Here is a 1,797-nt window from a genome sequence, read left to right on the forward strand (position 1 = left end):
GGGGCTGACCCAAAAGTCCGCCAAAAAGCGGACTTTTGGAGTCAGCCCTCTTTGTTTTTTGTATATTTTACCAAACGAAAGAAAATTCCGCCTCTGTTCATCCCCTGATTTATGCCACCAGGGACGATTGCTTGTCCCTAGCGGCTTTTTTGAGAAGATTGTGGGCAGCACAAATCAGCCCCCATTCGATGGAAACTTTTTGGAGGCCTCGCAGGACAAAGCGACGAAACCCGCGATTTTGTTTGATTTGCCCAAACACACTCTCAATGTCGGTTTTGCGTTGGCGGTATCGGGCTTGTCCTTCTTCACTCTCCAGCCGTTCACGAGCTTTCTGTTTTTGTTCATGATAGACTGGGTTCCATTGCGTGGTTCGTCCATACTTGGAAGTCGTGCAGGCCGAACGGAACGGACATCCTTCGCATTCATGGCATTGGTAATGTCGGGTGACCGAGGTGTATCCCGATTCCGTGGTCTGTTTCGAAGTTCCGGTGCGAACCAGCTTTTTCCCATTCGCACAAATCCAAACGTCTTCTTCTTCCAGATAGGTCCAATTCTGCTGATGATGCGGATTTCTCTTGACCTTGCGCGTGTTCTCCTTCTCGTACGTATTGTACTTGATCAGGGCCGATATATGCTTTTCTTCCAGTTTCACGTAGTTCTCTTCCGAACCATAGGCTGCATCGGCGATCAAACATTCGGGTTCTACGCCGTATTTCTCTCGAATGGTCTCCAAATGTGGGAGAAGACAGCGAGTGTCGCCAGGCCTCTGATGAAGAGAATACCCCAAAATAAATTGATCGGAAGAACCTGCCTGTACGTTATAGGCCGGCTTGAGCTGGCCGTTTCGCATGTGATCCTCCTTCAACCGCATGAAGGTGGCATCCACATCGGTCTTGGAATAGCTGTTGCGGTCTTGGCATACATGAAGTTGGTGCTCGTATTTTTCACTGCGGGGCAGGTAATCGTCCTTCATCGTTTTGACGGCCTTCCTCAATGCCTGATTGTCAGGCTCGGTCTCGAGCCGCTCTTCCCATTCCTTCGTTTTCTGGCGGATTTCTTCAGACGTCCAACTAGGGGAAGCCTCGCATTCTTCCGCCTTTTCATTCTCCACGATCGCCTCGATCTGGGCAATCAGCCGATCGACATTGGCTTGGAGTTTCTCCTGGTGCTTCTCAGCCGATTTGCGCCAAACGAAGGTGTACCGGTTGGCATTCGCTTCAATTTTCGTTCCATCCACAAAATAGTCTTCCATCTTGACATAGCCGTCGGCCACAAGCAGCGTGATCATTTCCCGGAACAGGTCGTCAATCAGGCCTTTCATCCGTTCCGAGCGAAACCGATTGATGGAGCGGAAGTCCGGCTTTTGAAATCCACTTAGCCACATAAGGGGAAGGTGGACTTCGAGCTGTCGTGCAATTTCACGGCCATGATACATTTTTTGGGTGTAAGCGTAAAGGAGAATTTTTGTCATCATTTTCGGATGATAGGCGGAGGTGCCCCCTCCTTTGTAGTAAGGAAGAAACGTCTCCATAGGGATGCGTTCGACCATCTCATGAACCACGTGGGCCATGTGATCCCGCGGAATGAGATCGGCGATGTTGCTTGGCAAAGAGAGGTTGTCCATGGTATACTCTTTAAAGGAAATATGATCATGTTTCATAAAAGAATCGCCCTTCTTTCGGTGGTAGTGGTTTCGGTGACTCTATTCTACCAGAAAAAAGGGCGATTCTTCTATATTTGGGGCAAAAAAGTGGGGGCTGATCCCAAAACGCATTCGCGTTTTGGGTCAGCCCCTTT

The 1,797-nt window shown here is 49.4% G+C and carries 1 protein-coding gene; it reads right to left on the reverse strand.

Annotated features, from left to right (window positions below; all coding sequences use genetic code 11):
• Nucleotides 1–109: 109 nt before the first annotated feature.
• Nucleotides 110–1,660 (reverse strand): IS1182 family transposase, encoded by a 1,551-nt coding sequence (locus GJ1_RS17335; RefSeq protein ID WP_066235133.1) that lies wholly within the window; start codon nucleotides 1,658–1,660, stop codon nucleotides 110–112.
• Between the last annotated feature and the right edge of the window lie 137 nt (nucleotides 1,661–1,797).

The organism is Geobacillus jurassicus NBRC 107829 (assembly GCF_001544315.1).
GTDB lineage: Bacteria > Bacillota > Bacilli > Bacillales > Anoxybacillaceae > Geobacillus > Geobacillus jurassicus.

Bases quoted from the DNA above. Each gene is read 5' to 3' on its own strand.
- GJ1_RS17335 (WP_066235133.1), bottom strand. From the start codon at position 1,660: ATGAAACATGATCATATTTCCTTTAAAGAGTATACCATGGACAACCTC.